We start from the raw sequence: 23,763 nt of genomic DNA on the forward strand, positions 1-23,763 counted from the left end.
GTCAGCCCTCGGGGAGCTGGGCCTGGCCCTGGCCGTGCAGGATGCCGGACTGGGCGATGAGGTAGCCCAGTTGGGCCCTGCTGCCGCTGCCCAGGGCGGCGGCCAGCTTCGCGATGTGCGCGCGGCAGGTGCGTACGTTCATTCCCAGCCGGCGGGCGATCGCCTCGTCCACGTGGCCCTCGATCAGCAACTGCGCGATGGAGCGCTGCACTCCGGAGATACCATCCGGGTTGTGCGTGTACGTGACCTCGTCGCCCAACGGCACGGCCCTGCGCCAGAGTTGTTCGAAGACCTTGATGAGGTAGTCCACCAGGCCCGGGTGCCGCAGCTCCAGGGCCACCCGCCGGTCGTCGCTGGCGGGGATGATGGCCACCGTGCGGTCGAAGATCATGAGACGCTCGATCAGCTCCTCCAGCGTGCGGATCTCGACCTTTCCGGCCGAGATCCGGTCCACGTAGGCGAGCGTGCCCTGGCTGTGCCGCACCGTGTGCTGGTAGAGCGTGCGGATGCTCACCCCGCGGTCGATCATCGGCGTGGCCCGCTCCAGGGACTCGCTGAGCACGGAGGTCGGCCGGGCGCCACCCGGCTGGACGGTGAGGGCCTCGGTGTGGCACTCGGCGGTGGCCAGGTCGATGGCGGCGTTGATCTGGTCGAACCCCTCCAGCACCGTGATGGCGTGGGTGTTCGCGGGGCTCTGCGCGCTGATGGTGAGGAACGGCTCGAATGCGTCGGTGAGGTCTACGGCGGTGCGCCGGCGCTCCTGGATCTCGCGTTCGAGCGGATGGAGCCGTTGGGCCAGTGCGATGGACGGGGGAACCGCGCGCAGCTGGTTGGCGTCGTCCGGGTCGGGTCGCAGTAGCGCGAATTCGAGCAGGCAGGGGGCGTTCGCGACTTCGCCGCGGGCCACGCGGCCGGTGCTCAGGGCCGCCGCGTAGAGTCGCGCGCCCTCGGTGCACATCTCCGTGACGGGGTGGTGATGTGTCGGGTTTATGTCGCTCTTGGGCAAATCTCCACCCCCCAGGGTCCTGAACATGTAAGAACATGATGCATCGTCCCTGTGGCACTGACGTGCCTGAATGAGCCATCGTCTGACAGTGCGGGGGAGAGGATTCCATCAAGTGAGGACGAAGCCGACCATGTATAAGAGAATGCTTCGCTCGGCGCTTGCCGTTGTTTTCTCCGCCGTTGCGGTCTTTGGGGCGGTCGCAGCCGTCGACGGGGACACGGGAAGCGCTCAGGCTGCTGCCGGTCCGTCCGCCGGGACGGCCGTCGAGAGCGATTTCGGCTGGAACAGCACCCCTGCGAAGGCCTCCTCATGACCCCGGACGACCGCGACTTCCGCCGCGAAATGGCATCCGCGTACCGCTCCGGGTGGCAGTTCATAGACCTCGCCACGGCGATCCCCTACGCCGGCGATTCGTTGATGGTCACTCTTTTCGGCCAGCCGATCGTCGTCGTGCGCGAAGAGGACGAGGACGTCCGTGCCTACCGCTGTCTGCGCCGCCCCCGGGGCGCACCGCAGCCCGTCCGCTGCGAAGTGCGGTACGGCATGGTCTTCGTCAACCTCGACCAGCGTGACCACCAGCTGTTCGAGCCCGATATCACCACCGCCACCCCCCGCAGTGCCTGAGGCGATTCCCCCGTCGTTGCAGATCGCTCCAGGTGCTACCCCCACACAACGGCGCCATCGTGGACCTGACCACGATGGCGCCGTTGTGATGTCCGCGTCCAGTGGTCGAACCGGACAATCGCCTTGCGGGCCCCCGGCCGGGGCCCGTCCCGAAGGCGCCCCGGGCCCGCCGGCTCAGGCCCGGCCCATGGCACGGTCGAGGGTGATCTCCAGGACCACCCGGTCCGGGTTGGGCGAGGGCGTCCGCCCGTACCGCTGCGCGTAGCGCGCCACGGCCTCGGCGACCGCAGCCTCGTCCGTACGGATCACCGCGCGCCCCTCCAGGGTGGCCCAGCGCCTGCCCTCCATCTGGCAGACCGCCACCCGGGCGCCGCCGCCGGCCGCCGCCAGGACGTTGCGGACCTTCTTGCTGTGCTTGTTGCTGATCACCCGCGCCAGCCCGGCCTCCGGGTCGTAGGTCACGCCGACGGGCACCACGTGCGGCGTGCCGTCCGGGCGCGGGGTGGTCAGGGTGCAGACGTGCCGCTCCCGCCAGAAGGCGAGGTACTCGGGCGTCGGGTTGAGTACGTCATGGGACATGGCCGAAGCGTACGCCCGCGTGTTCGCCGGACCGGCGGGAAGAATGGCCCCGAGCGATGCCTTGAGTGGAATAGACTCAACTTTGCAGATGCTGAATCTGTCAGAGTGCGTATCCGGTCAGCCGCCGGGTGCGACGCGTCACGTACGCCCGCCGGAGAGGAGAACCCGAGAGTGGACGCCGAGCTGACCAACAAGAGCCGCGACGCCCTGAACGCGGCCACGAGCAGGGCCGTCAAGGACGGCCACGCCGACCTGACCCCCGCGCACCTCCTGCTGGCGCTGCTCGCCGGCGAGGACAACGAGAACGTCGTCGACCTGCTGGTCGCCGCCGACGCCGACCAGGCGGCCGTCCGCGCCGGCGCGGAGCGGCTGCTCGCCGCCCTGCCCAGCGTCACCGGCTCCACCGTCGCGCCCCCGCAGCCCAGCCGCGACCTGCTCGCCGTACTGGCCGAGGCCGACGCGGAGGCCGGCCGCCTCGGAGACGAGTACCTCTCCACCGAACACCTCCTCATCGCCGTCGCCGCCAAGGGCGGAGCCGCCGGTGAGGTCCTTTCCGCCCAGGGCGCCACGGCGAAGAAGCTGCTGGACGCCTTCCAGAACGCACGAGGAGCACGGCGGGTGACCACTCCCGACCCCGAGGGCCAGTACAAGGCCCTGGAGAAGTTCGGCACCGACTTCACCGCCGCCGCCCGCGACGGCAAGCTCGACCCGGTCATCGGCCGCGACCACGAGATCCGGCGCGTCGTCCAGGTCCTCTCCCGCCGCACCAAGAACAACCCGGTGCTCATCGGCGAGCCCGGCGTCGGCAAGACCGCCGTCGTCGAGGGCCTGGCCCAGCGCATCGTCAAGGGCGACGTCCCCGAGTCCCTCAAGGGCAAGCGGCTCGTCTCCCTCGACCTCGGCGCGATGGTGGCCGGCGCCAAGTACCGCGGCGAGTTCGAGGAGCGGCTCAAGACCGTCCTCGCCGAGATCAAGTCGAGCGAGGGCCAGATCATCACCTTCATCGACGAGCTGCACACCGTCGTCGGAGCCGGGGCCGGCGGGGACTCCGCCATGGACGCGGGCAACATGCTCAAGCCCATGCTGGCCCGCGGCGAGCTGCGCATGGTCGGCGCGACCACCCTGGACGAGTACCGCGAGCGCATCGAGAAGGACCCGGCGCTGGAACGCCGCTTCCAGCAGGTGCTGGTCGCCGAGCCCACCGTCGAGGACACCATCGCGATCCTGCGCGGGCTCAAGGGCCGCTACGAGGCCCACCACAAGGTCGTCATCAACGACAGCGCCCTCGTCGCCGCCGCCACCCTCTCCGACCGCTACATCACCTCCCGCTTCCTGCCCGACAAGGCCATCGACCTCGTCGACGAGGCGGCCTCCCGGCTGCGCATGGAGATCGACTCCTCGCCCGTGGAGATCGACGAGCTCCAGCGCTCCGTGGACCGGATGCGGATGGAGGAGCTGGCGCTGAAGAACGAGTCCGACCCGGCCTCCCTCGAACGCCTCGACAAGATCCGCAAGGACCTCGCGGACAAGGAGGAGGAGCTGCGCGGCCTCACCGCCCGCTGGGAGAAGGAGAAGCAGTCCCTCAACCGCGTCGGCGAGCTCAAGGAGCGCCTGGACGACCTGCGCGGCCAGGCCGAGCGCGCCCAGCGCGACGGCGACTTCGACACCGCCTCCAAGCTGCTCTACGGGGAGATCCCGCAGCTGGAGCGCGAGCTGGCGGAGGCCACCGAGGAGGAGGCCGCCGCCGGGACCTCGAAGAACGCCAAGAACGCGATGGTCAAGGACGAGGTCGGCCCCGACGACATCGCCGACGTGGTCGGCGCCTGGACCGGGATCCCGGCCGGCCGGCTCCTCGAAGGAGAGACCCAGAAGCTCCTGCGCATGGAGGACGAGCTGGGCCGCCGCCTGATCGGCCAGACCGAGGCCGTACGGGCCGTCGCGGACGCCGTGCGCCGCACCCGGGCCGGCATCGCCGACCCGGACCGCCCCACCGGCTCCTTCCTCTTCCTGGGCCCGACGGGCGTGGGCAAGACGGAGCTGGCCAAGGCCCTCGCGGACTTCCTCTTCGACGACGAGCGGGCCATGGTCCGCATCGACATGTCCGAGTACTCCGAGAAGCACAGCGTGGCCCGGCTGGTCGGCGCCCCGCCCGGCTACGTCGGCTACGAGGAGGGCGGCCAGCTCACCGAGGCCGTCCGCCGCCGCCCGTACTCCGTGGTGCTGCTGGACGAGGTCGAGAAGGCCCACCCCGAGGTCTTCGACATCCTGCTCCAGGTCCTCGACGACGGCCGCCTCACCGACGGCCAGGGCCGGACGGTGGACTTCCGCAACACCATCCTGATCCTCACCTCGAACCTGGGCAGCCAGTTCCTGGTGGACCCCGTCACCCCGGCCGAGCAGAAGAAGGCGCAGGTCCTGGACGTGGTCCGGGCGAGCTTCAAGCCGGAGTTCCTCAACCGCCTCGACGACCTCGTCGTCTTCTCCGCGCTGACCCGCGAGGAGCTGGCGCACATCGCCGAGCTCCAGATCGCCCGGCTCGCCAAGCGCCTCGCCGACCGCCGGCTGGCCCTGGACGTCACCCCCGAGGCCCTGGCCTGGCTGGCGGACAAGGGCAACGACCCGGCGTACGGCGCCCGCCCGCTGCGCCGCCTGATCCAGACGGCCGTGGGCGACCGGCTGGCCAAGGAGATCCTCTCCGGCGAGGTCCGCGACGGCGACACCGTACGGGTCGACGTGGCCGGCGAGGACCTGCTGGTCGGCCGGGCCCTGTAAGGGCCGCCGGGGCCCCGTGTCCGCCGGGAGCGGATCGCGGGTGCGGGGCTGGACACGGGGTAGGCGAGATGGGGGAGGATGGCTTCATCCGCACGAAGGGAAGTACACGGTGAGCATCGACCCGGCCTCGATTCCGAACTTCGGGGGTCAGCCCGAACCGCAAGGCCAAGGACCGGCGGGCCCCGTCGTCCCCGACCAGGACCTGGTCAAGCAGCTCCTGGAGCAGATGGAGCTGAAGTACGTCGTCGACGACGAGGGTGACCTCGCGGCGCCGTGGGAGGACTTCCGCACCTACTTCATGTTCCGCGGCGAGGGCGAGCAGCAGGTCTTCTCCGTGCGGACCTTCTACGACCGCCCGCACGCCATCGACGACAAGCCGCAGCTGCTGGAGTCGATCGACGACTGGAACCGCCGCACCCTGTGGCCCAAGGTCTACAGCCACACGCACGACGACGGCTCGGTCCGCCTGATCGGCGAGGCGCAGATGCTGATCGGCACCGGCGTCAGCCTGGAGCACTTCGTGTCCTCCACGGTCAGCTGGGTCCGCGCCTCGATCGAGTTCGACAAGTGGCTGCTGGAGCAGCTCGGCCTGGAGAAGGAGGTCGACTCCGCCGAGGACGACGAGAAGAGGGAGGAGGACGGCGAGTAGCCGTCCCTCCTCCTCCTGCGAGGCCCCCGGCCCCGCGGGCCCTACAGGGGTACCTCCGCCATGAGCAGCAGGTACGCCCCGTAGCCCCACGAGAGCCCGGCCAGGCCGGCGGTCACCGCGACCGCCGTGCGCGGCCGGGCTCTCGCCACGGCGGCCGCCACCGGCAGCAGCAGCGGGAACGCGGGCAGCAGGAAGCGCGGCTTCGACTCGAAGAAGCCCGCCCCGCCGAAGGTGATCACCAGCAGCGTCGCGGTGTACACGAGCAGCGGCAGCGGGGTCCGCTCCAGTACGGCCGCCACCGCGAGCAGCGCGGCGGCGGCGAGCACGGCCAGCGTCACCGCGACGGGGATGGTCACGGGCCCGCCGGACAGGGCCTTCCAGGCCGTCTCCAGGGTCGCGCCGCCGAAGTCGAAGCGCGAGCCCCACTGCCGCTGGACGGCGAAGTAGCCGAACGGGTCGTGGCGGTGCGCCCCCACGGCCAGGACGTACGAGGCCCAGCCCGCCGGCGCGAGCAGCCCGGCCGCCCACACCCGGGGCTCGCGGCCCCCGCGCACCAGCAGCTCCCGCAGGGCCAGGACGGTCACGGCGGCGGCGACGGCGATCCCGGTGGGCCGGGTCAGACCGGCGAGCGCGGCCAGGGAGGCCGCCCACAGCCAGCGCCCGCGCAGCAGCGCGTACAGCGACCAGGCGGCCAGCGCGCACAGCAGGGGCTCGGTGTAGGCGAGGCCCAGCACCACCGCGTGCGGCAGCGAGGCCCACAGCACGACGAGCAGCACCCCGGCCCGCGCCCCGAGCAGCAGCTCGCCGAGCCGGTACACCCCGACGGCGGCAGCGGCGGCGGCCGTCCAGGACACCACGAGCCCGGCGACGGGGCCGCCGCCGGTGAGGTCCACCAGCAGCGGGTACAGCGGGAAGAAGGCGTAGTCGCTCTGGATGGAGTCGGAGGCGGGCCACATCTGGGTGCGGCCGTAGCCGCGGGCGGCGATGGAGAGGTACCAGAAGGAGTCCCAGGAGCCGCCGAGCACCTTCACCGGGTCCTTGCCGGCCCACCAGGCGCCGAGGGCGACGACCAGCGCACCGGTCCCGCGCACGGCGGCGAACGCCCCGAGCGCGACCCCGGCCGACCAGGCCGTCCCCCGTCTTCGTCCGGTCCGCCCGGGGGCGGACGCCACCTGTCCCGTCGGCGCGTCCATGCCGGGCCTCAGAGCCGGCGGAGGCGTTCCACGGCCTCCTGGAGGACGTCGGTCCGCTTGCAGAAGGCCCAGCGGACCTGGGTGGCACCGGCGGACTTGTCGTCGTAGAAGACCTGGTTCGGGATGGCGACGACCCCGCACCGCCCGGGCAGGGCGCGGCAGAAGGCGAGGCCGTCCTTCTCGCCCAGCGGCGAGACGTCCGTGGTGATGAAGTACGTGCCCTGCGGGCGGAAGACCTCGAATCCGGCGGCGGCGAGCCCGTCGGAGAGGAGGTCGCGCTTGGCGGCGAGGTCCGCGCGGAAGCCGTCGTAGTAGGAGTCGGGGAGGGCGAGGGCCTCGGCGACGGCGTACTGGAAGGGGCCGGAGGACACGTACGTCAGGAACTGCTTGGCGGAGCGGACCGCCGAGACCAGCGTGGGCGGGGCGGTGATCCAGCCGACCTTCCAGCCGGTGAAGGAGAAGGTCTTGCCGGCGGAGGAGATGGTGACGGTGCGTTCGCGCATGCCGGGCAGGGAGGCCAGCGGCACGTGCGCGCCCTCGAAGACGAGGTGCTCGTACACCTCGTCGGTGACGACGAGGAGGTCGCGCTCGACGGCGATCTCGGCGATGACGGCCAGTTCCTCGCGGGTCAGGACGGTGCCCGTCGGGTTGTGCGGGGTGTTGAGCAGGAGCAGCCGGGTGCGCGGGGTGACCGCGTCGCGCAGGGCGTCGAGGTCGGGGCGGAAGTGCGGGGCGCGCAGGGTGAGCGGGACGCGGACCGCGCCGGCCATGGCGATGCAGGCGGCGTAGGAGTCGTAGAAGGGTTCCAGCGCGATGACCTCGTCGCCCGGTTCGAGGAGGGCGAGGAGGGAGGCGGCGATGGCCTCGGTGGCGCCGGCGGTGACGAGGACCTCGGTGTCCGGGTCGTAGGACAGGCCGTAGAAGCGCTGCTGGTGGGCGGTGACGGCGGTGCGCAGTTCGGGGATGCCCGGGCCGGGCGGGTACTGGTTGCCGCGGCCGTCGCGGATCGCGCGTACGGCCGCTTCGGCGATCTCGGCGGGGCCGTCGGTGTCGGGGAAGCCCTGGCCCAGGTTGATCGACCCGGTGGCGGCGGCCAGCGCCGACATCTCCGCGAAGATCGTGGTGCCGAAGGCGGCGAGGCTGCGGTTGAGGTAGGGGCGGCTGCTGTGGCCCGCGGGTGCGCTCATGGGCGTCATCCTCGGGGGAACCTCTGGAGTTGCTCAAGTGTGCTTTCGCGGCTTTGGCCTGCGGGCATCCCCCCTGCACGCGGGCCACGGGGGTGCCGCGACCCGGGCGACCGGGGTGTGGGAAGGAGGCGGGGCCGTGTCCCTCGTCCTGATTCTCGTGGTGCTGGCGGTCGTGGGCTTCGTCGTCCTGGTGGCGCGTTGGGGCGGCTCGGGCGGCGGCGGGTCCGCTGGTGGCAGTGGTTCCGGGTCCAGCTGGTGGGCCGGCGGCGGCGGGGGCTCCTCGTCCTCCTGCGGCTCCTCCTCGTCCTGCGGTTCGTCCTCGTCGTGCGGCTCCTCGTCCTCCTGCGGTGGCGGGGGGTGCGGGTCCAGCTGACACTGGTACGTGCGCCGCGGGCCAGGGTCCGCGCCGTGTGCGGAAAGCGCGCGTACCCCGTGTGGACAAGACGCCCGGCGGGGACAACTTCCTTCGGGCGTCTTCTTGTTCGGGCGGCCACTACGGCGTACGGGCGGCGTCGTGTTGAACACGTGAACCGTGAAGCCCCCGGGGGGATGTAAACCCCGTCAAGTTGGGTAAAAACGCTGTGAGTGCCGTGCCTTTCATGATTCCCTCGGTTGAGTAGACCAGTCTCCGGACCTCCCGGGACTTCCTGTGGACCCGTGCCGGTGTCCCCCCACCCGTTGACTACCGCTGGCGGGCCCCGGCCCATCTCCCTCGCGCGTTTGCGGAGCCGACTCATGCTCACGACCCTCCAGACCACCTACACCGACACGCGTGCCGCCGATCTCGCCTGGGCCCTGGGACGCGACCGGCTGCCCGCCCTGGCCGTACTGAACCTCCAGCTCGCGGACGCGAAGGTGGAGTTGCGCCTGCTCGGGGCCTCTCACCAGGTGCTCCTGGAGGAGGGCGAGGTGCTCTGCTCGGAGACGGTCGCCTGTATGCCCGGCAGCAGTACGCCGCTGCCGCTCGGCGTCGCGAAGCGGGTGGGGGACTGGGAGTACGAGTTCGCCGCGCGGGTCGAGACCCTCTCCCGGGGGTCCTTCGCGGGACGGGCGCAGGAACTGCTCGCGCTGGTCGCGGATCACCCGAACGGGCTAGCCGGTACCTTCCCCGGTGACCCGCACGCGTTCACCGCGATGCTCGCGCAGCGGCACGAGGGCCAGGTCCGCTGGCGCACCTGGCACGCCTATCCGCAGGAGGGCCAGCTGGTGGCCACCCGCACCCGGGTGGGCGTGCGCATGGGCGCCCCCGTCCAGGTCACGGCCTAGCCGCAAGGACCCGTGCGATTACGCCAACCGGCCTGATCAACAAGGCACTTGCACCCATGTGGGTGACAGGGTGTCGGTGGGCGGTGACGTACGGTTCGCTGCATGATCGACCGTTCCGCCCCCCGCGGGGTGCTCCCGGCGGCGGAGCCGCGGGGCGTGCAGACCGTCCAGGCCGCCCTGCCCGTACGCCCCCGGACCGGCCGACTCCTCGTGCTGGCCACGGTGTTCGTCTGCGCCGCCTGCGGGCTCGTCTACGAGCTGGAACTGCTCGCCCTCGGCTCGTACCTCATCGGCGACTCCGTCACGCAGGCGTCGGTCGTCCTGTCCGTCATGGTCTTCGCCATGGGCGTCGGCTCTCTCCTCGCCAAACGCCTGCGGCACCGGCCCGCCTTCGGGTTCGGCGCCATCGAGGCCGCGCTCGCCCTGCTCGGCGGCTTCTCCGCCATGACCCTGTACGCCTGCTTCGCCTGGCTGGGGGAGTCCCGGCCGGCCCTCGTCGCGTTCTCCTTCGGCATCGGGGTCCTCATCGGCGCCGAGATCCCGCTGCTGATGGTCCTCATCCAGCGCATCCGCAGGCAGGACGCCGGCGGGGCCGTCGCCGACCTCTTCGCCGCCGACTACGTGGGCGCCCTGGCCGGCGGGCTCGCCTTCCCCTTCCTGCTGCTGCCCGTCCTCGGCCAGCTCACCGGAGCCATGCTGACCGGCACCGTGAACGCCGTCGTCGGCGGCGGACTCGTCCTGTGGCTGTTCCGCCACGACCTCAGCAGACGCTGCCGCTGGCTGCTGGTCACCGCCAACGCGACCGTCCTCGCGCTCCTCGCCTGCGCGACCGTCCTCGTCGACGACTTCGAGCGGGCCGCGCGCACGGCCGTCTACGGAGCCGAGGTCCGGGTCGCCGCGCAGACCGGCGTGCAGGAACTGGTGCTGACCGGGCCGCCGACCGGCTCCCCGCGCTCCCTGGACCTCTTCCTGGACGGGCGGCTGCGGGTCAGCGGCTACGACGAGTACCGCTACCACGAGGCCCTGGTCCATCCCGCGATGACCGGCCCGCACGCCCGCGTCCTGGTCCTCGGCGGCGGCGACGGCCTCGCCGCACGCGAGGTGCTGCGCTACCGGGACGTCGCCTCCGTCACCGTCGTCGAGCTCGACCCCGGCGTGGTCCGCCTCGCCCGCACCGACCCGATGCTCTCCGCGCTCAACGCCGGCGCGTACGCGGACCCGCGCCTCGGCGTCGTCACCGAGGACGCCTTCCGCTGGCTGCGGGGGCCCGCCGCGCGGGACCGCTTCGACGTCATCGTCTCCGACCTGCCCGACCCCGGCATCACCCCGAGCACGAAGCTGTACTCGCAGGAGTTCTACGGGCTCGCCGCGCGGGCCCTGAAGCCGGGCGGGCGGATCGCGGTGCACGCCGGCCCCCTCACCACGAGGCCGCGTACGTACTGGACCGTCGAGTCCACCCTGCGCGCGGCCGGACTGCTCACCACCCCGTACAGCACGGGCGGCCGGCTCTCCGGCTTCGCCGCCGGGCCCGACCGCACCCAGGGCGCGGCCGACGCGACGCCGCAGGACTGGGGCTTCGTGCTCGCCGCCCGCGACCGGGTGCCCGAGCTGCGCGTGGACCGCGACACCCCCGCCCTGCGGGCCGTGTCCACCCGGGGGCTGCAGGACGCGGCCCGGGAGGCCGCCCGCGGCCGGCCCTCCGCCGGACTCCCGCCGTCGACGCTGCCGCATCCGCGATACCACTGACCCGTGGCGTCGTGTCCGTGTGCAGGGGCGGGCACCCTCGGTAGGCTCGGCCGCATGGAGCATCAGGTGTTCGTTCCGGTACCGGCACAAGACGTCCGCGCCGTGCTGCGCGACCCCGCCCGGGTGGCCCGCTGCGTCCCCGGGCTCCAGCAGGACGCCGACACCGCCTCCGGGCCGCTGGCCGGGCGGCTCAAGGTGCGGGTCGGCGGCCACACCGTGACCTACCGGGGAACCCTGGCCCTCACCGAGCGGGACCCGGACCACTTCGCCGCGGAGGGCGAGGGCAGCGAGGTGCGGGGCAGCGGCACCGTCACCCTCGCGCTCGTGCTGCGGCTGGTCCCGCACGACGGCGGGACCCTGCTGGAGTTCAGCGGCGGGGCCACCGCCGACGGCCGGGCCGCCGCCTTCGACCCCGGGGCCACCGCCACCGCCGCCGGGCGTCTCCTCGACCGCTTCGCAGCCAACCTGGCCGGCGCGGCCGGCACCGGGAGCGAGGCCGCCGCCGAGACCTGGCGCGACGGGGAGGGACCCGACGCGGCCGGACCCGGTGGGGCGGGATCCGACGCGGCCGGACCCGAGGGGGCGGATCCAGGCGTGGCCGGACCTGAGGAAGCCGGATCGGACGGGGCCCTGCCGTCCGTGCCGCCGGTGTTCGGGACCGAGGTGCCGCCGTCGTCCCTCGACCCCTTCCTGGACGGCGAGTTCGCGGACTTCGCCGCCTTCGCCGAGCCTGAGGAGGAAGCGCCCGGCGCGGGCCCCGCCGGCTCCGGGCGTCCGCCGGCCGAGGCCGCCCACGCCCGCCGCACGATGATCGGCCGCAGCGCCGAGGAGGTCGACCACGCGCCCCCGCGCGGCCGTTACGCCCCGGTGCCGGCGCCCTCCGCCTCCGACGGCGGCAACGGCCTGCGCTGGGTCGCCCCGGCCGCGGCCCTGGCCCTCGCCTCGGCGGTCGTGGTCGGAAGGGCTTTGCGCCGCCGTCGCTGACGAGCCGTAGGGTCGCCGTATGACTACGCGACTGGGCGCCGGCGGCGCCGACATCACCATCGATCAGGAAAACGGCTGCCGGGTCAGCGGTCTGCGCGTCGACGGCATCGAGCTGCTGCGGCAGGGCCCGAAATACGGGGCCTTCCCGATGGTCCCGTGGTGCGGGCGCACGGCGAACGGGCGCTTCCACGACGGCGCCGCCGTCCACCAGCTGCCGCTCAACCACCCGCCGCACGCCATCCACGGCTTCGCCCGGGACGCAGCCTGGAAGACGGCCTCCGCGACCGGGACCACCGCGGCCTTCACCTACGACCTCACCGACCCCTGGCCCTACTCCGGCCGGGTGACGCAGCTCTTCGAGCTGGGGCCGGACGCGTTGACGATCCGCCTGGGCGTGGAGACGTACCAGGACTCCTTCCCGGCGCAGGCGGGCTGGCACCCCTGGTTCAACCGGGTCCTGACCGAGGGCGGGGAGCCGGCCCGGATCGGCTTCGACCCGGCCTGGCAGGAGGAGCGCGACGAGGACCACATCCCCACCGGCCGCCGCACCGACCCGAAGCCCGGCCCCTGGGACGACTGCTTCGGCATGCCCTACGGGGTCGACGTCACCCTCACCTGGCCCGGTCAGCTGGAGCTGAAGGTCACGAGCCCCGCCGAATGGGTGGTCGTGTACGACGAGGAGCCCGAGGCCGTCTGCGTCGAGCCGCAGTCCGGCCCGCCGAACGGCCTCAACACCCTCCCGCGCCTGGTCACGCCGGTGGACCCGCTGGAGGTCTCCACGACCTGGACGTGGCGACGCCTCGGCTGACCGGCACCCCCTAAGCTCGACGTCATGACTGACGTACGCGATGCGCTTCTGCAGCAGATCAAGGACAAGGCCGTCGTGCACGGCAAGGTGACGCTCTCCTCCGGCAAGGAAGCCGACTACTACATCGACCTCCGCCGGATCACCCTCGACGGCGAGGCCGCCCCGCTGGTCGGACAGGTCATGCTGGACCTCACCGCCGACCTGGAGTTCGACTGCGTCGGCGGCCTGACCCTGGGCGCCGACCCGGTCGCCACCTCGATGCTGCACGCCTCCGCCGCGCGCGGCGAGCGCCTGGACGCCTTCGTCGTCCGCAAGGCGCAGAAGGCCCACGGCATGCAGCGCCGCATCGAGGGCACCGAGGTGAAGGGCAAGCGCTGCCTGGTCGTCGAGGACACCTCGACCACCGGCGGCTCCCCGCTGACCGCCGTCGAGGCGGTCCGCGAGGCCGGCGGCGAGGTCGTCGCCGTCGCCACCATCGTGGACCGCGGCGCGGCCGACGCCATCGCCGCCGCCGGCCTGCCCTACCTCACCGGCTACCAGCTCGGGGACCTGGGCCTCGCCTGACCTGCGGCTTTCCGGACGGGCGGGGTGTTTCACGTGAAACACTCCGCCCGCTTCGCCGACCGGGGGGTGACAGGCGGGGTGGAGTGTTGCGCCGAGTCTGGAAAGATAGGCGCGACGGCGACGTCGCCCCCAGGTCAGGGCCCGCAATAAGCACACTCCCCGCACATCCAAGGAGCGGACAGATGCCCATCGCAACCCCCGAGGTCTACAACGAGATGCTCGACCGGGCGAAGGCAGGCAAGTTCGCCTACCCGGCCATCAACGTCACCTCGACCCAGACCCTGCACGCCGCGCTGCGCGGCTTCGCGGAGGCCGAGAGCGACGGCATCATCCAGATCTCCACCGGTGGTGCCGAGTTCCTGGGCGGCCAGTACAACAAGGACATGGTGACCGGCGCGGTCGCCCTGGCCGAGTTCGCGCACGTCGTCGCCGCCAAGTACGACGTCACGGTCGCGCTGCACACGGACCACTGCCCCAAGGACAAGCTGGACGGCTACGTACGTCCGCTCCTGGAGGTCTCCGCCGAGCGCGTCGCCCGCGGCCTGAACCCCCTCTTCCAGTCGCACATGTGGGACGGTTCCGCCGAGACCCTGGCCGACAACCTGGCCATCGGCCAGGAGCTGCTCGCCAAGGCCGCCGCCGCGAAGATCATCCTCGAGGTCGAGATCACCCCGACCGGCGGCGAGGAGGACGGCGTCAGCCACGAGATCAACGACGAGCTGTACACCACCGTCGAGGACGCGATCCGCACCGCCGAGGCCCTGGGTCTGGGCGAGAAGGGCCGCTACCTGCTGGCCGCCTCCTTCGGCAACGTGCACGGCGTCTACAAGCCGGGCAACGTGGTCCTGCGGCCGGAGCTGCTCAAGGACCTGCAGGCCGGCGTCGCCGAGAAGTTCGGCAAGGCCTCGCCGTTCGACTTCGTCTTCCACGGCGGCTCGGGCTCCACGCCCGAGGAGATCGCCACCGCGCTGGAGAACGGCGTCGTGAAGATGAACCTCGACACCGACACCCAGTACGCCTTCACCCGCCCGGTCGCGGACCACATGTTCCGCAACTACGACGGTGTCCTGAAGGTCGACGGCGAGGTCGGCAAGAAGTCCACCTACGACCCGCGCACCTGGGGCAAGCTGGCCGAGGCGAGCATGGCCAAGCGCGTCACCCAGGCCTGCGCCGACCTGCGTTCCACGGGTACCAAGCTGAAGTAGGCGGCGAGGACCCGGAAGGGTTCGCCGGGACCTGGGAGAGGGGTCCGCCGGTCCGACACGGGCCGGCGGGCCCCTCTCTGCGTGCGGGGTGGTGGATTCGCGGGGAATTCGCCCGAGGTGACATACGTCGGTGGACGGGCGGCGGCGCGATGGTGTGGAATCTACTACCCAGAGAAACGTACCCGTGGGGATGTAAAACCGGCGGGCCAGGAGAGGCGACGCCAGCGATGAGGACACAGCGACCCCAGGTCAAGCAGGAGAGGGCGGTGCGCACGCGCCGGGCGATCCTGGAGGCGGCCGCGCTGGTCTTCGAGGAGCAGGGCTACGACACGGCCAAGCTCTCCGACATCGTCAAGATCGCCAACGTCACCAAGGGCGCGCTGTACTTCCACTTCGAGTCCAAGGAAGGCCTGGCCCAGGCCGTCATCGACGCGCAGAACGAGGCGCAGCCGCAGATGCTGCCGCAGCGGTTCAAGGCGCAGGAGTTCGTGGACATCGGGATGGTCTTCTCGCACCAGCTGCGGCACGACGCCCTGATGCGGGCCAGCACCCGGCTCACGCTGGACCACGCGGGCCGGGGCCTCGACCGGGTGACCCCGTACCAGACCTGGATCGAGCTGCACGTCCCGCTGCTGGAAGAGGCCCAGCGGCGCGGGGAGCTGCTGCCGAACGTGGACCCCCGGGTGCCGGCGCGCCTGATCGTGGGCGCGTACGCGGGCCTGAACACCATGTCCTACACGCTCGGGCTGGACATGGACGTCCAGGTCTCGGAGCTCTACACGCACGTGATGCCCGCCGTGGTGGTCCCGGCCGTGGCGATCCGGCTGGACACCGCCCCCGGCCGGGGCGCGCGGGCCCTGTACGGACCGCAGGGCGCGCACGCGTGCCGGCACGGCTGCGCGGGCGGGGTGCCCCCGCAGGAGGAGGAGGCCTGACTCCGACCGGCCCTCCCTCTTCCCTGAAAGATCCTCCCGGGTATTATTTTTCCGCTGGCCTGCCCAGGGAGATCACTGTGGACATTGAGGTACTCGGCACACCGCGGGTCATCGAGAACGGCGTGCCCATCACCGCCCCCACGCCGGAGTCCCGGCACGTCCTGGCGGTCCTCGCCGCCTGTCCCGACCGGGTCGTCCCCGCTTCCGTGCTCGCGGACGAGCTGGCCCGCCGCGTCCCGCCCGAGCACGCCCACGCCGCCCTGCACACCGCCGTACGCCGCCTGCGCGAGCGTTTCGCGCAGGCGCTGGGGGCCGGCTCGGTACGAACTCCCGAAGCCGTGCTGGCCACCCGGCCCGGCGGGTATCTTCTCGACACCGCCGGCGGCCGCTGCGACGTCCGCGACTTCGAACGCGAGGCGGGCGCCGGATACCGGGCCATGGAACGCGGCGACCACGAGCAGGCCGCCGCGCGCCTGCGCCGGGCACTGGACCTGTGGACCGGCCCCGCCCTGGACGGCATCGACGCCGGGACCTGGCTCCGCCGCCGCATCGCCTGCCTCGACGCCGACCGGGTCTCCGTGCTCGGCCAGTGGGCCGAGGCGGAGCTCGCCCTCGGACGCCACCGCGAGCTGCGCCTCGCCCTCGCCGTCCTGCGCGGCTCCGGGACCGGCCGCCCCGGCGGCGCCTACCTGGCGGCGCTGCGCCGGGCCGAGGCCCGCGTCGACGCCGCCGGCAGGGCCCGCCCGGCCCCCGGCCCTTCCCTGACCGGCGCGGCCCGCCGCTGACCGGGGCCCGTGGCCGGGCCCGCGCCCGGACCGGGGCCTCTGCTTGACCCCTCGCCCCACGGAACCTAGGTTCGGGGCCGGGGACGTGAAGCGGCTGGTCGGGGTGGGGGGAGCGGCGGTATGCGACGCGGGGACGGGGGCGGCCCACTGGCCGTACTGGAGCTGCTCGCGCAGGACGCCCCGCAGAGCCGGTACGAGACCCTGCTCGCCGAGGCCCGCGCCGCCGGCGCCGGAGAGGCCGAACTCGCCGACCTCACCCGGGCCGTGGACCTGGCCGGCTCGGTACGGGCCCGCGCGAGCAGCGGCAGACAGCGCGAGGCCGCCCTCACCGCCCTCGTCGACACCGCCCACGACCTCACCTCCCCGTACGACATCGACGGCCTGCTGCGCCTGATCACCCGCCGGGCCAGGCGCCTCCTCGGCTTCGACATGGCCTGGCTGTCGCTGAGCCGCCCGGACGGCTCTGCGTACGTGCGCACCTCCGAGGGAGAGACCACCGCCCTCAACGTCGGCCTCGAACTCGGCACCGGCCGGGGCCTCGGCAGCATCGCGCAGGCCCGCCGCTCACCGGTGTGGACCCCCGACTACCTCGCCGACTCCTCCATCGCGCACGCCTCCGGCATCGACGCCGTCGTCGAGGCGGAGGGGCTGCACGCGATCATCGCGGTCCCGCTGCGGCGCGGGAACTCCACCCTCGGCGCGCTCTACGGATCCGACCGCGCCGTACGGGAGTTCACCCCGGACGAGATCGGCATCATGCTCTCCCTCGCCGACCTGGCCGCCGTCGCCATCGAGAAGGCCCGGCTGCTGGAGCAGACCCGCGACGAGGTCACCGAGCTGGCGGCCTTCGGCTCGCGCACCAACACCGCCCTCACCCGGGTCCGCTACCTGTGGGAGTGCCACGCCCGGCTGGCCGGGCTGGTCCTGGACGGGGCCGGCCTCGCCACCCTCGCCCGGGCCACCGCCGACGCGCTGGACGGCGTCCTCCAGGTACGGGACCCGGGCGGGCGGCCGCTGACCGCGACCGGGGAACTGCCCGGCCTGGACGAGGACGCCGTGACCAAGGGCGCCCTCCAGGCGCTCACCGACCGCCGCCCGGTGCGCCTGCCCGGCGACCTGTGGCTCGCCCCGGTACTGGCGGGGGCCGAGGACCTCGGGGTGCTGCTGCTGAGCGCCTCCGAACCCCTCGCCGAGGAGGACGTACGGCTGCTCCAGCTGGCCGCCCAGTCCGTGGCCTCACTGATGCTGATCCAGCGCGGCACGGTCGCCGCCGAGGGTCCCGTGCACGATGAACTCCTCGCCGACCTGCTGGACCGCCCGCACTCCGTCGACCTGCACCTGCTGGAACGCACCCGCCGCCTCGGCATCGACCTGGACGGCCCGCACGTCGTGGTCGTGGCCCGGCCGGAGGGCGGCGAGCTGGGCCGGGCCGTGGCCTGGGCGTCCTCGTACGCGTACCGGATGGGCGGGCTCAAGGGCGTCCGCCGCGGCTGCATCGTCCTGGTCCTGCCCGGCACCGACGCCTCCGCCGCCGCGCACCGGGTCTCCGGCGAGCTGTCGCCGCTGCTGGGCCACGCCGTGTCCACCGGTGCGGCGGGCCCGACCGGGAGCCCGGGCGAGGTGGCCCGCGTCTACGCCGAGGCCGTGCGCTGCCTGGACGCGCTGACCGCGCTCGACGGGGTGGGCGGCACCGCCTCCCTGCGCGAACTGGGCTTCCTCGGCATGCTGCTGTCCGCCGACCACGACGTGGAGTCGTTCATCGCGGCGACGATCGGCCCCGTGCTGGAGTACGACGCGGACCGGCTGACGGAGCTGACCCGCACCCTGGAGGCGTACTTCGCCTCGGGGGCCAGCCCCACCCACGCCGCCGAGGCCCTGCACGTGCACCCCAACACCGTCTCCCGCCGACTGGACCGCATCGCCGAACTCCTCGGCCCCGACTGGCAGAAGCCCGCCGGGGCGCTGGAGATCCAGATGGCCCTGCGGCTGCGCAAGGCCCGCACCGTCCTGCACGACCGCCGCACGGCCGCCGACCGCTCGAACGCGGTGTAGCCGGGCCGGGCGTCCGGCCTAGGCCGCCGCGTAGTGCTCCGTACCGGTCAGCGCGCGGGCCGCGTGCGCGACCGAGGCCAGCGTGACGTGCCGGTGCCAGCCGGGCAGGGCCCGCCCGGCGAAGTCCCGCAGCCCCGCCTCCCGGCCGCTGTGCTCGGAGGCGACGGAGACCCGCCGGCCCTGCTTCGTCAGCCGCAGCAGCGGACCCACGGGAAGCCGTACCAGGTCCGTCACCCACAGCTGCGCCGGAGGGCGGCGGGGGTCCGTCCACTCGCCGACCAGCAGCAGGTGGCGGCGGCGGGCAGGGGACGGGTCGGGCATCATCACCCGCACCGCGACCGCCAGGGTGCTGCGGTGGCGGCCGCCCGGGAGCGCGGGGTCCGGGTCGGTCCACTCCACCGGGGTGCACAGCCCCTTCACCGACTGCAGGACATCCCGCGCGGGGCGCGCCCCGGCGCCGTGGCCGGGCAGCGCGGGGTCGGTGACGAGCAGCGGCGTCGACGGTGCGACGCGGGCGATGACGGGGAGCCCGGCCTCGGCGAAGCGGTTCATCGTGGACCGGGTGCCGATCCGCTGGATGTCCAGCACCACCGGGCGCCGGTTGCCGCTGCGCCGCACCGTCTCGATGACGGCGTCCGCGGCGGACTCCTCGTACGCGGCCTGCGCGTCGGCGGCGTCGAAGGCGCCGGGGGCGGCGGAGGTGCCCGGGGTCCCGGGTGTGCCGGCGGTGCCGGGGGCGTCCTCCTCCGGCAGGTGCATGCGCCACCCGACCGGAGTGACCAGCCCCGCCGAGGCGAACCAGGTCCCGAAGGCCTGCTGTCCCCGGAACATCTGCCCCTGGTGCGGGTCGAAGCGGTGCGCCACCCCCACCGAGTGCTCCCCGCCCTTCGGGATGGCCATCGGCTGCGCCACCCACGCCGTCAGCGGGGTGGCCGCCTGGAGGAACCCCGCGAGCGAGGCGCGGATCGGCTCCCAGTCCCAGGTGGAGCCGGAGATGAAGTGGTGCATGCTCTGCTCTGCGGCCCCGCCCCCGACCTGCCCCGCGATGCCCCGCATCGACTTGCGGCCGGGCAGTGCGAGCAGGCCCTGCACGTACTGCCGGCCCTTCTCCCGCTGGTCCTTGCGGCGCAGGGAGGACAGGACGACGGAACACAGTTCGTCGGCCGCCTCCCGGGCCGGGTCCCGCCGGACCGGCGCCACCGTACCCGTACCGGTGCCCCCGCTGATGCTGTTGATGCTGCTCATGACCGCTTTCACGACATGCCCCCTCGGCGTGCGTCCACTGCACCTCTACCGTCGGCCGAGCACCCCTCTTCCGGGGAGGTGTCCCGGTCACCGCACTCGGCCCGATCGTGGTGGGGGCGCCACCACCCCCGGTGACTTGACGGACTGCCCGGGCGGACCTGGCCCGGCCGCCGCGCATCGGGCACGGTCTGCTGGCGGGGCCGCGAGCCGGTGCCGGGGCCTGCCCCCCGGCTCCGCACCCCGCGCGGCGGCGGTGTCGACACGGGAGGGGCGGCGTGCAGTTCGGCGTCTTCTCGGTCGGCGAGGTCGTGCCCGACCCGACGACGGGCCGGACCCCGACCGATCACGAGCGGATCCTGGCCATGACCGCGCTCGCCCTGCGGGCGGAGGACGCCGGCCTCGACGTCTTCGCCACCGGCGAGCACCACAGCCCGCCCTACGTGACCTCCTCGCCGCCGGTCCTGCTGGGCTACCTCGCGGCGCGCACCCGGCGGCTGATCCTGTCCACCGCCACCACCCTGGTCACCACCAACGACCCGGTCCGCGTCGCGGAGGAGTACGCGCTGCTCCAGCACCTGGCGGGCGGGCGCCTCGACCTGATCACCGGCCGCGGCAACACCCCGAACTGCTACCCGTGGTTCGGCCAGGACCTGCGCCAGGGCAGCGCTCTGGCCCGGGAGAACTACGCCCTGCTGCACCGCCTGTGGCGGGAGGAGGACGTCGACTGGCGGGGCCGCTTCCGGGCCCGCCTCGACGGCTTCACCTCCGTGCCCCGCCCGCTGGGCGGCGTGCCGCCCTTCGTGTGGCACGGGTCGGTGCGCTCGCCGGAGACCGCGGAGCGTGCCGCGTACTACGGCGACGGCTTCTTCGCGGACAACCTCTTCGGGCCGGTCGACCAGTACGCCCGCCTGGTGGAGCTGTACCGCGCCCGGTACGAGGAGCACGGCCACGGCACCGCCGAGCAGGCCGTCGTCGGGCTCGGCGGGCAGGTCTTCGTACGGGCGCGCTCCCAGGACGCGGTGCGGGAGTTCCGCCCCTACTTCGACCGGTCCCGGTTCCACGGCGGGCGCTACTCGCTGGAGGAGTGCGTGGCGCGGACGCCGCTGGCCGTGGGCAGTCCGGACCAGGTGATCGAGAAGGTCCTCGGCTTCCGGGAGGTGTACGGGGACTACCAGCGGCAGCTGTTCGCCGTGGACCACGCCGGGCTGCCGGCGGCGGCGGCCCTGGAGCAGGTCGACGTGCTGGGCGAGCGGATCGTGCCGGTCCTGCGCCGGGAGCTGGCCGCCTCCCGCCCGCCGGCCGTCCCCCCGGGCCCCCGCCACCCGGCGGCGGGGGCGTGACGCCGGCCCGTGATGCGGGGCCGGGCGCCGGGCGGCGGCCGCGTCGGCCAGACTGAAGCCATGTCGATTCACCAGAACCTGCTCGGGGGCCCCGCCCCCACCCACCTGCCCGACGAGCCCGCGCCCCGCGAGGCCCTCGCCGCCGGTACCGACCCGGCCGAGGTGGCTGCCGCGCACCCCACCTCCTCCCTCGCCTGGGCCGCCCTCGCCGACCAGGCCTTCGAGGCCGGTCGCACGGTCGAGTCGTACGCGTACGCCCGTACGGGCTACCACCGCGGCCTCGACGCGCTGCGCCGCGCCGGCTGGAAGGGCCACGGCCCGGTGCCGTGGGAGCACGAGCCGAACCGCGGCTTCCTGCGCGCCCTGCACGCCCTGGCGCGGGCCGCCGGGGCCATCGGCGAGAAGGACGAGTACGAGCGCTGCTCGACGTTCCTGCGCGACTCCTCCCCGACGGCGGCGGACACGCTCGCATAACGCTCTCCAGGAGCGCCCTAGAGGGCTTCCGGATCCCCTGCTTATGATGCGGAGCAGGGGACCGGGGCTCCACTTACCTCATCGGAAGGAGCGGACCGCTACCCGGAAGCACGTGTCGAGGAGACAGAAATGTCGCACGCCCTTGATGCCTCCGGAGCCGGTTCGGACACCCCGAACCTCGACTTCGACGGCACGACTCCGTACGAGGACTACGTCCAGGCGGACGTCCTCACCCACCTCCAGCACCTGCGCTCGGACGACCCCGGCGAGATGGTGTTCCTGGTGACCACCCAGGTCATGGAACTGTGGTTCACCGTCATCGTCCACGAGTGGGAGACCGCCGCCCGCGCCCTGCGCGAGGACGACGTCCCGGTGGCGATGGCCGCGCTGAAACGATCCCTCCGTGAGCTGGAGGCCCTGAACGCCTCCTGGCGGCCGCTGGCCCAGCTCACCCCCGCCCAGTTCAACTCGTACCGCGCCGCCCTCGGCGAGGGTTCCGGTTTCCAGTCGGCGATGTACCGCCGGATGGAGTTCCTGCTGGGCGAGAAGTCCGCGTCGATGCTGGTCCCCCACCGGGGCGCCCCGCGGGTGCACGCCGAGTTGGAGAAGGCGCTCCACGAGCCCAGCGTGTACGACGAGACGCTGCGCCTGCTGGCCCGCCGCGGCCTGCCGGTGCCCCAGTCGGTCCTGGACCGGGACCTCGCCCAGCGCTACGAGCCCTCCGCCGAGGTCGAGGCCGTCTGGACGCAGCTCTACGCGGACCCGGACGGCCGGCACGCCGACCTGCACCGCCTCGGCGAGGTGCTCACGGACGTCGCCGAGCTGGTCTGGCGCTGGCGCAACGACCACCTCGTCGCGACGCGCCGGGCGATGGGCGCGAAGACGGGCACGGGCGGCTCGGCCGGGGTGACCTGGCTGGAGAAGCGCGCCACGAAGAACGTCTTCCCCGAGCTCTGGACGGCCCGCAGCCATGTCTGACGCCGCCCCGAACCCGAACCCGGACCTGAACCCGGACCCGATACCGGAGCTGCGGGAGCGGGCCGCGCGCCTGGACGCCGAGGACGGCCTCGGCAAGCTCCGCGAGCGCTTCACCCTGCCCGACGGGGTCGTCTACCTCGACGGGAACTCCCTCGGCGCGCTGCCGGCCGCCGTCCCCGGCGCGGTGGCCGACGTCGTGAACCGCCAGTGGGGCGAGCTCCTCATCCGCTCCTGGGACGAGAGCGGCTGGTGGACCGCCCCGCAGCGGATCGGCGACCGCATCGCCCCGCTGATCGGTGCCGCCCCCGGCCAGGTGACCGTGGGCGACTCCACCAGCGTCAACCTCTTCAAGGCCCTCGTCGGCGCCGCCCGTCTGGCCGCGCCCGGCCGGACCCGGATGCTGGTCGACGCCACCACCTTCCCGACGGACGGCTACATCGCCGCGTCCGCCGCCCGGATGACCGGCCTCGAACTCGTCCCGGTCGACCCCTCCGACGCGGCCGGCGCCCTCGGCGACGACACCGCGGTGGTGCTGCTCAACCACGTCGACTACCGCACCGGCCGGCTGCACGACCTGCCCGGCCTCACCGCGGCCGCGCACGCCGCGGGCGCGCTGATCGTGTGGGACCTGTGCCACAGCGCCGGGGCCCTGCCCGTCGGGCTCGACGCGCACGCCGTCGACCTGGCGGTGGGCTGCACCTACAAGTACCTCAACGGCGGCCCCGGCGCCCCGGCCTACATCTACGTGGCCGAACGGCACCAGGGGGCCTTCGACTCCCCGCTGCCCGGCTGGAACGGCCACGCGGAGCCCTTCGCGATGACCCCGGACTACGTCCCCGCCGAGGGACCGGCCCGGATGCGCGTCGGGACCCCGGACATCCTGTCGATGCTGGCCCTGGAGTCGGCCCTCGAAGCCTGGGACGGCGTGGACGTCGAGGACGTGCGCGCCAAGTCGCTGGCGCTGACGGACTTCTTCCTCGAATGCGTCGCCGCGTACGTCCCGCCGGGCCGGGTCGAGCCGGTCACCCCGGCCGAGCACGGCCGGCGCGGCAGCCAGGTCTCGCTGCGCGCCGAGGGCGCCCGCGAGGTGATGGCGGAGCTCATCTCCCGGGGGGTCGTCGGCGACTTCCGCGCCCCCGACGTCCTGCGGTTCGGCTTCACCCCGCTCTACGTCGGTTTCGCCGACGTGGAGCGCGCCGCGCGCACACTGGGTCACATTTTCGGGTGACGCGGTAGCGAAACGTCACACCACGGGGCGGGCGGGGCTACGGCTCCGCCCGCCCACGTGCGCACCCCTTCCGGCGGCCGGGGGCGGGTGTCGGCCTGGTACGGTCCCGCTCAGTCGGAACACCGGAACACCTGTCCCCCTTG

Annotated in this window: 22 protein-coding genes; 17 read left to right on the forward strand and 5 right to left on the reverse strand. The window is 73.3% G+C overall.

Annotated elements, in window-relative coordinates:
- Position 1: 1 nt before the first annotated feature.
- Positions 2-1,033 carry a helix-turn-helix transcriptional regulator gene (locus ABD973_RS17065; RefSeq protein WP_125595492.1) on the reverse strand — a complete coding sequence of 344 codons (1,032 nt, stop codon included), beginning with the start codon at positions 1,031-1,033 and terminating at the stop codon, positions 2-4.
- Positions 1,034-1,315: 282 nt separating this feature from the next.
- Here ABD973_RS17065 and ABD973_RS17070 point away from each other — a divergent pair, with 282 nt between their 5' ends.
- Positions 1,316-1,630 (forward strand): Rieske (2Fe-2S) protein, encoded by a 315-nt coding sequence (locus tag ABD973_RS17070; RefSeq protein WP_030228709.1) that lies wholly within the window; start codon positions 1,316-1,318, stop codon positions 1,628-1,630.
- Positions 1,631-1,804: 174 nt separating this feature from the next.
- Here ABD973_RS17070 and ABD973_RS17075 read toward each other — a convergent pair whose 3' ends face one another.
- Positions 1,805-2,209: a pyridoxamine 5'-phosphate oxidase family protein gene (locus ABD973_RS17075; protein WP_125595491.1), complete on the reverse strand. Its 405-nt coding sequence runs from the start codon at positions 2,207-2,209 to the stop codon at positions 1,805-1,807.
- A 171-nt stretch (positions 2,210-2,380) separates the two neighbouring features.
- On the opposite strand from ABD973_RS17075, the gene clpB reads away from it, so the two are divergent.
- Positions 2,381-4,981, forward strand: a complete 2,601-nt coding sequence (gene clpB / locus ABD973_RS17080; protein WP_125821616.1) for an ATP-dependent chaperone ClpB — start codon at positions 2,381-2,383, stop codon at positions 4,979-4,981.
- Between the two features lie 109 nt (positions 4,982-5,090).
- Positions 5,091-5,630, forward strand: a complete 540-nt coding sequence (locus tag ABD973_RS17085; RefSeq protein WP_125595489.1) for a type III secretion system chaperone family protein — start codon at positions 5,091-5,093, stop codon at positions 5,628-5,630.
- Positions 5,631-5,671: 41 nt separating this feature from the next.
- On the opposite strand, the gene ABD973_RS17090 is transcribed toward ABD973_RS17085, so the two are convergent.
- Together ABD973_RS17090 and ABD973_RS17095 are read right to left on the reverse strand one after the other, a co-directional pair.
- Positions 5,672-6,823: a hypothetical protein gene (locus ABD973_RS17090; protein WP_345500696.1), complete on the reverse strand. Its 1,152-nt coding sequence runs from the start codon at positions 6,821-6,823 to the stop codon at positions 5,672-5,674.
- Positions 6,824-6,831: 8 nt separating this feature from the next.
- Positions 6,832-8,019, reverse strand: coding sequence for a pyridoxal phosphate-dependent aminotransferase (locus tag ABD973_RS17095; RefSeq protein WP_345500697.1), 1,188 nt, complete (start codon positions 8,017-8,019; stop codon positions 6,832-6,834).
- A gap of 127 nt (positions 8,020-8,146) precedes the next feature.
- Here ABD973_RS17095 and ABD973_RS17100 point away from each other — a divergent pair, with 127 nt between their 5' ends.
- The 10 genes from ABD973_RS17100 (at position 8,147) to ABD973_RS17145 (ending at position 18,355) form a co-directional block, all read left to right on the forward strand.
- On the forward strand, positions 8,147-8,383 hold the full coding sequence (locus ABD973_RS17100; protein WP_125821615.1) for a hypothetical protein: 237 nt from the start codon (positions 8,147-8,149) through the stop codon (positions 8,381-8,383).
- Positions 8,384-8,745: 362 nt separating this feature from the next.
- A complete protein-coding gene (locus ABD973_RS17105; RefSeq protein WP_125595486.1) occupies positions 8,746-9,276 on the forward strand; it encodes a DUF2617 family protein in 531 nt (176 codons plus the stop codon).
- Between the two features lie 102 nt (positions 9,277-9,378).
- Positions 9,379-11,022 carry a polyamine aminopropyltransferase gene (locus tag ABD973_RS17110; RefSeq protein ID WP_241253296.1) on the forward strand — a complete coding sequence of 548 codons (1,644 nt, stop codon included), beginning with the start codon at positions 9,379-9,381 and terminating at the stop codon, positions 11,020-11,022.
- A 54-nt stretch (positions 11,023-11,076) separates the two neighbouring features.
- On the forward strand, positions 11,077-12,006 hold the full coding sequence (locus tag ABD973_RS17115) for an SRPBCC domain-containing protein (protein WP_345500703.1): 930 nt from the start codon (positions 11,077-11,079) through the stop codon (positions 12,004-12,006).
- A 19-nt stretch (positions 12,007-12,025) separates the two neighbouring features.
- On the forward strand, positions 12,026-12,814 hold the full coding sequence (locus ABD973_RS17120) for an aldose epimerase family protein (protein WP_125821613.1): 789 nt from the start codon (positions 12,026-12,028) through the stop codon (positions 12,812-12,814).
- A gap of 24 nt (positions 12,815-12,838) precedes the next feature.
- Positions 12,839-13,378, forward strand: coding sequence for an orotate phosphoribosyltransferase (gene pyrE / locus ABD973_RS17125; protein ID WP_007265023.1), 540 nt, complete (start codon positions 12,839-12,841; stop codon positions 13,376-13,378).
- A 182-nt stretch (positions 13,379-13,560) separates the two neighbouring features.
- On the forward strand, positions 13,561-14,583 hold the full coding sequence (fbaA, locus tag ABD973_RS17130) for a class II fructose-bisphosphate aldolase (protein ID WP_125595483.1): 1,023 nt from the start codon (positions 13,561-13,563) through the stop codon (positions 14,581-14,583).
- A gap of 227 nt (positions 14,584-14,810) precedes the next feature.
- Complete coding sequence (locus ABD973_RS17135) at positions 14,811-15,518, forward strand: ScbR family autoregulator-binding transcription factor (protein WP_241253295.1); 708 nt, start codon at positions 14,811-14,813, stop codon at positions 15,516-15,518.
- A gap of 77 nt (positions 15,519-15,595) precedes the next feature.
- Positions 15,596-16,303, forward strand: a complete 708-nt coding sequence (locus ABD973_RS17140; protein WP_164720911.1) for an AfsR/SARP family transcriptional regulator — start codon at positions 15,596-15,598, stop codon at positions 16,301-16,303.
- A gap of 120 nt (positions 16,304-16,423) precedes the next feature.
- Positions 16,424-18,355, forward strand: coding sequence for a helix-turn-helix domain-containing protein (locus ABD973_RS17145; protein ID WP_125821611.1), 1,932 nt, complete (start codon positions 16,424-16,426; stop codon positions 18,353-18,355).
- 18 nt (positions 18,356-18,373) lie between these two features.
- On the opposite strand, the gene ABD973_RS17150 is transcribed toward ABD973_RS17145, so the two are convergent.
- Positions 18,374-19,600 (reverse strand): IS701 family transposase, encoded by a 1,227-nt coding sequence (locus ABD973_RS17150; RefSeq protein WP_345500712.1) that lies wholly within the window; start codon positions 19,598-19,600, stop codon positions 18,374-18,376.
- 275 nt (positions 19,601-19,875) lie between these two features.
- On the opposite strand from ABD973_RS17150, the gene ABD973_RS17155 reads away from it, so the two are divergent.
- The 4 genes from ABD973_RS17155 (at position 19,876) to kynU (ending at position 23,620) form a co-directional block, all read left to right on the forward strand.
- Positions 19,876-20,940, forward strand: a complete 1,065-nt coding sequence (locus ABD973_RS17155) for a CE1758 family FMN-dependent luciferase-like monooxygenase (protein WP_125605544.1) — start codon at positions 19,876-19,878, stop codon at positions 20,938-20,940.
- 60 nt (positions 20,941-21,000) lie between these two features.
- Entirely contained in the window at positions 21,001-21,414 is a 414-nt protein-coding gene (locus tag ABD973_RS17160) for a DUF3151 domain-containing protein (RefSeq protein ID WP_125821610.1), read from the forward strand.
- Between the two features lie 129 nt (positions 21,415-21,543).
- Entirely contained in the window at positions 21,544-22,392 is an 849-nt protein-coding gene (locus tag ABD973_RS17165) for a tryptophan 2,3-dioxygenase family protein (RefSeq protein ID WP_125821609.1), read from the forward strand.
- The gene (gene kynU, locus ABD973_RS17170) at positions 22,385-23,620 is read left to right on the forward strand and encodes a kynureninase (RefSeq protein ID WP_345500717.1); all 1,236 of its coding nucleotides are present in this window, start codon (positions 22,385-22,387) and stop codon (positions 23,618-23,620) included. The genes ABD973_RS17165 and kynU overlap by 8 nt, the downstream gene beginning before the upstream one ends.
- Positions 23,621-23,763 lie beyond the last annotated feature (143 nt).

It is taken from the genome of Streptomyces racemochromogenes, assembly GCF_039535215.1.
GTDB lineage: Bacteria > Actinomycetota > Actinomycetes > Streptomycetales > Streptomycetaceae > Streptomyces > Streptomyces racemochromogenes.

What these genes read in the sequence shown, in the direction of transcription:
- ABD973_RS17065 (WP_125595492.1), bottom strand. Translation starts at nt 1,033, where the DNA reads ATGTTCAGGACCCTGGGGGGTGGAGATTTGCCCAAGAGCGACATAAAC.
- ABD973_RS17070 (WP_030228709.1), top strand. Translation starts at nt 1,316, where the DNA reads ATGACCCCGGACGACCGCGACTTCCGCCGCGAAATGGCATCCGCGTAC.
- ABD973_RS17075 (WP_125595491.1), bottom strand. Translation starts at nt 2,209, where the DNA reads ATGTCCCATGACGTACTCAACCCGACGCCCGAGTACCTCGCCTTCTGG.
- ABD973_RS17090 (WP_345500696.1), bottom strand. Translation starts at nt 6,823, where the DNA reads ATGGACGCGCCGACGGGACAGGTGGCGTCCGCCCCCGGGCGGACCGGA.
- ABD973_RS17095 (WP_345500697.1), bottom strand. Translation starts at nt 8,019, where the DNA reads ATGACGCCCATGAGCGCACCCGCGGGCCACAGCAGCCGCCCCTACCTC.
- ABD973_RS17105 (WP_125595486.1), top strand. Translation starts at nt 8,746, where the DNA reads ATGCTCACGACCCTCCAGACCACCTACACCGACACGCGTGCCGCCGAT.
- ABD973_RS17110 (WP_241253296.1), top strand. Translation starts at nt 9,379, where the DNA reads ATGATCGACCGTTCCGCCCCCCGCGGGGTGCTCCCGGCGGCGGAGCCG.
- ABD973_RS17115 (WP_345500703.1), top strand. Translation starts at nt 11,077, where the DNA reads ATGGAGCATCAGGTGTTCGTTCCGGTACCGGCACAAGACGTCCGCGCC.
- ABD973_RS17120 (WP_125821613.1), top strand. Translation starts at nt 12,026, where the DNA reads ATGACTACGCGACTGGGCGCCGGCGGCGCCGACATCACCATCGATCAG.
- pyrE (WP_007265023.1), top strand. Translation starts at nt 12,839, where the DNA reads ATGACTGACGTACGCGATGCGCTTCTGCAGCAGATCAAGGACAAGGCC.
- fbaA (WP_125595483.1), top strand. Translation starts at nt 13,561, where the DNA reads ATGCCCATCGCAACCCCCGAGGTCTACAACGAGATGCTCGACCGGGCG.
- ABD973_RS17135 (WP_241253295.1), top strand. Translation starts at nt 14,811, where the DNA reads ATGAGGACACAGCGACCCCAGGTCAAGCAGGAGAGGGCGGTGCGCACG.
- ABD973_RS17145 (WP_125821611.1), top strand. Translation starts at nt 16,424, where the DNA reads ATGCGACGCGGGGACGGGGGCGGCCCACTGGCCGTACTGGAGCTGCTC.
- ABD973_RS17150 (WP_345500712.1), bottom strand. Translation starts at nt 19,600, where the DNA reads ATGAGCAGCATCAACAGCATCAGCGGGGGCACCGGTACGGGTACGGTG.
- ABD973_RS17160 (WP_125821610.1), top strand. Translation starts at nt 21,001, where the DNA reads ATGTCGATTCACCAGAACCTGCTCGGGGGCCCCGCCCCCACCCACCTG.
- ABD973_RS17165 (WP_125821609.1), top strand. Translation starts at nt 21,544, where the DNA reads ATGTCGCACGCCCTTGATGCCTCCGGAGCCGGTTCGGACACCCCGAAC.
- kynU (WP_345500717.1), top strand. Translation starts at nt 22,385, where the DNA reads ATGTCTGACGCCGCCCCGAACCCGAACCCGGACCTGAACCCGGACCCG.